The organism is Streptomyces olindensis (assembly GCF_040645895.1).
Lineage (GTDB): Bacteria > Actinomycetota > Actinomycetes > Streptomycetales > Streptomycetaceae > Streptomyces > Streptomyces olindensis.
This window is the reverse complement of record NZ_JBEYZD010000158.1, coordinates 1-4,250: the sequence shown is the minus strand read 5'-3', so window position 1 is coordinate 4,250 and position 4,250 is coordinate 1. Positions and strand designations below refer to the sequence as shown.

The 4,250-nt window shown below is 70.8% G+C and carries 5 protein-coding genes and 1 tRNA gene; 2 read left to right on the top strand and 4 right to left on the bottom strand.

Annotation, left to right across the window (positions count from 1 at the left end; genetic code table 11):
* Positions 1-128: 128 nt before the first annotated feature.
* A complete protein-coding gene (locus tag ABZ948_RS40790) occupies positions 129-854 on the bottom strand; it encodes a hypothetical protein (RefSeq protein ID WP_359768184.1) in 726 nt (241 codons plus the stop codon).
* Positions 855-901: 47 nt separating this feature from the next.
* On the opposite strand from ABZ948_RS40790, the gene ABZ948_RS40785 reads away from it, so the two are divergent.
* Positions 902-1,090, top strand: coding sequence for a DUF5703 family protein (locus tag ABZ948_RS40785; protein ID WP_003989151.1), 189 nt, complete (start codon positions 902-904; stop codon positions 1,088-1,090).
* A gap of 103 nt (positions 1,091-1,193) precedes the next feature.
* Here ABZ948_RS40785 and ABZ948_RS40780 read toward each other — a convergent pair whose 3' ends face one another.
* The 3 genes from ABZ948_RS40780 to ABZ948_RS40770 all read right to left on the bottom strand — a co-directional run bounded on the left by ABZ948_RS40780 (position 1,194) and on the right by ABZ948_RS40770 (position 3,899).
* Positions 1,194-2,057 (bottom strand): chaplin, encoded by an 864-nt coding sequence (locus ABZ948_RS40780; RefSeq protein ID WP_359768183.1) that lies wholly within the window; start codon positions 2,055-2,057, stop codon positions 1,194-1,196.
* 131 nt (positions 2,058-2,188) lie between these two features.
* The gene (gene chpH / locus ABZ948_RS40775) at positions 2,189-2,422 is read right to left on the bottom strand and encodes a chaplin ChpH (RefSeq protein WP_351342771.1); all 234 of its coding nucleotides are present in this window, start codon (positions 2,420-2,422) and stop codon (positions 2,189-2,191) included.
* A gap of 151 nt (positions 2,423-2,573) precedes the next feature.
* Positions 2,574-3,899 carry a M20/M25/M40 family metallo-hydrolase gene (locus tag ABZ948_RS40770; protein WP_359768182.1) on the bottom strand — a complete coding sequence of 442 codons (1,326 nt, stop codon included), beginning with the start codon at positions 3,897-3,899 and terminating at the stop codon, positions 2,574-2,576.
* Between the two features lie 196 nt (positions 3,900-4,095).
* Between ABZ948_RS40770 and ABZ948_RS40765 the strand changes: the two genes are divergently transcribed.
* Positions 4,096-4,180 (top strand) — tRNA-Leu (locus tag ABZ948_RS40765).
* Positions 4,181-4,250 lie beyond the last annotated feature (70 nt).

Below are 4,250 nucleotides of genomic sequence, written 5' to 3'. Positions count from 1 at the left end.
CGCCCTCCCCCCCGCCGCGCCCCGGCCCCCGCGGGCCGGCCCCGCCCCGCCGGCGGCGGTTCTGGGCCGCGGGCGGTGTCCCGGGGCCGGTCCCGTGACCACCGCCGTCGGGTGGCTGACGCGCGCGCTCAGCGGCGGTCCGCGTCGAGCGGCTCCAGGTCCTCGTCGTCGAGGTCGGTGTCGAGGTCGTCCTCCAGGCCTTCCCCGTCGTCGTCCTCGTCGTCCTCGTCGTCCTCGTCGTCCATGTCGTCGATCTCGTCGTCGAAGACGGCGCTGACGTCGAAGCGGCAGACCACCTGCTGCGGATCGACCTGCTCGAACGGCGCCTCCAGCCACTCGCCGGGGTCGGCCGGTTCGTCCGCCGCCGTCACCCAGAGCGTGGAGTCGCCCTCCTCCAGGCCGAACTCCTTGTGCCGGGAGGCGATCTCGTCCGGCTCGAACTCGCCGAACAGCAGGCCCAGCGCCCCGTGGACGGTCCCGGAGGCCGGGGATCCGTCGTCGCCGTCCGCCGCCTCGATCCGCTGCGCCTGCGCCAGCAGCCGCTGGGGCTCGGCGACGGCGTAGTCACGGCGGATCAGTACGCTCAGCGCGTTCGGTTCCTCGGGGCCCGTGTACGGGGGCAGCGCGTCCTCCGCACCGGGGATCTCGAAGGGGGTGACCTCGTCGTAGCGGTCGTAGAGCAGTTCGTCGTACACCTCTGCGGCCGCGGCCAGCTGGTTGAACGCCTCGTAGACGGCCGGGTCGTCCTCACCCGACCTGCGTTCGACCGCGGCCAGGTGGCGGTCGAGCGCGGTCTTGACCGCCTCGGCGGCGGCGCGTACCTCGGCAGCGGTGGGCTGCGCAGCATCAGACATAGTGCAGACGCTATCCGTACCGGGCCCCAGCCCGCACAATAGATGCGATGCCGGAATACGAATTTGTCGACGTGTACGTACCTCGCGGGGTCTCCCGCAAGGAGACGGCACGTCTGCTGACCGACCACGCCGAGTACGGACACTGGGAGTTGTACCGTCTGAGCCTGCTGCGGGACGGCAGCCGCAAGGTGCGGTTGCGCCGGCGGATCATCCGCCAGGTACGGGCCACGTGGTGAGCTGAGTCGGTGCACTGGAAGAAGGCCGGGAGAAGGCCTGGGGAAGGCATACACGGGAGCGGGCCCCGCAGTTGCGGGGCCCGCTCCGTGTGCCGGGGGTGTGTCAGGCCGAGGCGCGCGCCTTGCGGTAGAGGATCGCGCCGGCCAGCAGGGCGCCCGCGCCGGCCGGGAGGGCGAGACCGAGCGGCAGGTCGCTGCCGGTGCTCGCGAGCTGGGAGTCGCCCTCGGGCTGGGTGACGGACTGGGCGCCCGGCTGGTTGCCGTGCGAGGAGCCGCCCGGGGTCTCGCCGCCGATGCCGGGCGGAGTGCCGGGGGTGCCGGGGTGACCGGGCTCTTCGGGGCTGCCGGGGTGGCCCGGGGTGCCCGGGTCGCCGGGCTTGCCCGGTTCACCCGGCTTTCCGGGGTCACCGGGGTTACCGGGATCGCCCGGGTTTCCGGGGTTCCCCGGGTTCCCCGGCTGTCCGGGGGTCTCGCTGCCGCCGCCGGGCGGGGTGCCGTGGTGGCCGCCGTTCGAGCAGTCGTTGCCCGTGCTGGGGTTGCCGACGCCGATGATGTCGACGCTGTTGCCGCAGACGTTCACCGGCGCGTGGATCGGGGCCTGGACGTGGTTGCCCGAGCCGACGCCGGGTGAGTCGCCGGCGTGCCCGCCCGCCTGCGAGCCGCCGTTGCCGCCGTGGCCGCCGTTGCCTCCGTGATCGCCGTATCCCCCCGACGACGATCCACCGCCCTGGTTGGCGCACGAGTTGCCCACCGACGGGTTGAGCACGCCGACGACGTTGACCGTGTTCCCGCAGACGTTGACCGGCGCGTGCACCGGCGCCTGCACCGTGTTCCCGGACAGCACGCCGGGCGAGCCCGAACTGGAGCCCTGCGCGCCCGAGTCGGCGTGAGCGGAGCCGCCCGCGGCGGCGATCACGCCGGTCGCGGCCGCCACGGTCATCAGACCCTTGCGGGTGACCTGTCGCATTACTGAATACCTGCCTTCGACCCTGTCTCGAATTCTTCTCGAATTCCTCGAAAGAAGCGTTCGGTCCCGGAGCGCATGGCTCGCGCTCCGGGACCGGTGGCTTTGAACTCCCCTCTACCGAGGGGAAAGCATCACTTGTTGATGCAGGTGTTGCCGAAGGCGGGGTTCAGCACGCCGATCACGGAGACCGTGTTGCCGCAGACGTTCACCGGGACGTGAACGGGCACCTGAACAACGTTGCCGGACAGGACGCCCGGGGAGTGCACGGCGGCACCCTGGGCACCCGAGTCGGCGACGGCCAGGCCCGCGCCCGCGAGAACCAGCCCACCGGTGGCAGCCGCAGCAGCGACGACCTTCTTGATCATTATTCCTCCTAGTTGGCAAAGCGACCCATCTTGCGATCGCATTACCTGTAACGAAGAGGGAGTAATGAGGCTACGAGCTTATGGTCGCATTCACTCTTCCCAGTCGATTCCGCACACGCGACCGAATACTGGCGTTTCGTTTGGGGCGGTTTCAGGACGCGTCGATGAACCGGTCGAGCACCCGCACGCCGAACTTGAGGCCCTCCACCGGGACCCGCTCGTCCACTCCGTGGAACATGCCGGCGAAGTCCAGCTCCGGCGGCAGCTTCAGCGGGGCGAAGCCGAAGCCCCGGATGCCCAGGTCGTCGAAGGACTTCGCGTCCGTCCCGCCGGAGAGCATGTAGGGGATCGCCTTCGCGGTCGGGTCCTCGGCCAGCAGCGAGGACTGCATCGCCTCCACGAGCTTCCCGTCGAAGGTGGTCTCGACGGCCTTGTCGGCGTGGACGTCCTCGCGCCGCACCTTCGGGCCGAGGATGCGGTCGAGGTCGGCGAGGAACTCGTCCTCGAACCCGGGCAGGAACCGGCCGTCGACGTGGGCGGTCGCCTCGCCCGGGATGACGTTGACCTTGTACCCCGCGCCGAGCTGGGTGGGGTTGGCCGTGTTGCTGAGGGTCGCGCCGATGAGCTTGGCGATGCCGCCGAGCTTCGCGAGCGTCGACTCCATGTCCTCCGGGTCGAGCTCGGTGCCGAGCGCGTCACCGAGCTCGTCGAGGAAGGCGCGGGTGGTCTTGGTGACCCGCACCGGGAACTTGTGCCGCCCCAGCCGCGCGACGGCCTCCGACAGCTCGGTGATCGCGTTGTCGCGGTGGATCATCGAGCCGTGCCCCGCCGTGCCGGCCACGGTGAGCTTCATCCAGTGCATGCCCTTCTCGGCCGTCTGGATCAGGTACAGCCGCCGCTCCTCGCTCACGGTGAAGGAGAAGCCGCCCACCTCGCTGATCGCCTCGGTGACACCCTCGAAGAGGTCCGGGTGGTTGTCGACGAGGTGCCGCGCCCCGTACGTGCCGCCGGCCTCCTCGTCCGCGAGGAACGCGAGGACGATGTCGCGCGGGGGCTTGCGCCCGCTGCGCAGCCGGTCGCGCACGACCGCGAGGGTCATCGCGTCCATGTCCTTCATGTCGACGGCGCCGCGGCCCCAGACGCACCCGTCGGCGACCTCGCCGGAGAAGGGGTGGTGGGTCCAGTCGTCGGCGTTGGCCGGAACCACGTCGGTGTGGCCGTGGATGAGGAGCGCGGGCCGGGACGGGTCCTCGCCCTCGATGCGGGCCACCGTGGAGGCGCGGCCCGGGTGGGACTCGAAGATCCGCGGTTCGAGTCCGACCTCGGCGAGCTTCTCGGCGACGTACTCGGCCGCCTTGCGCTCGCCCGGACCCGAGTGGTCGCCGTAGTTGCTGGTGTCGATCTGGATCAGCTCGCGGCAGAGGTCCACGACCTCGTCCTCGCCGGTGACGCTCCTGGCCGTGTCCGTCTCGCTCACGTGCTTCCTCCCGGTGTCACTGCTGGTGGGTCCCCCTCATCCTCTCTCTCCCCGGCTCGCTCCCCAAGGGCGCTCCCGGCCCGTCACACGCCGTTCACGCCCCGCCGGGGTGCGGACGGGGGGTGATCGGCCACCCTCGAAAGCCTGGTAATGTTTACGTCGTCGCCGCGGGGAGAACCCGCGCGACAGACACCTTGTCCGGGTGGCGGAATGGCAGACGCGCTAGCTTGAGGTGCTAGTGCCCTTTATCGGGCGTGGGGGTTCAAGTCCCCCCTCGGACACATGAGGCTGAGGGCCGTGACCGCCGTGCCGTTGAGCCGGCCCGTGGCGACCATGCCGATCGAGTTGAGG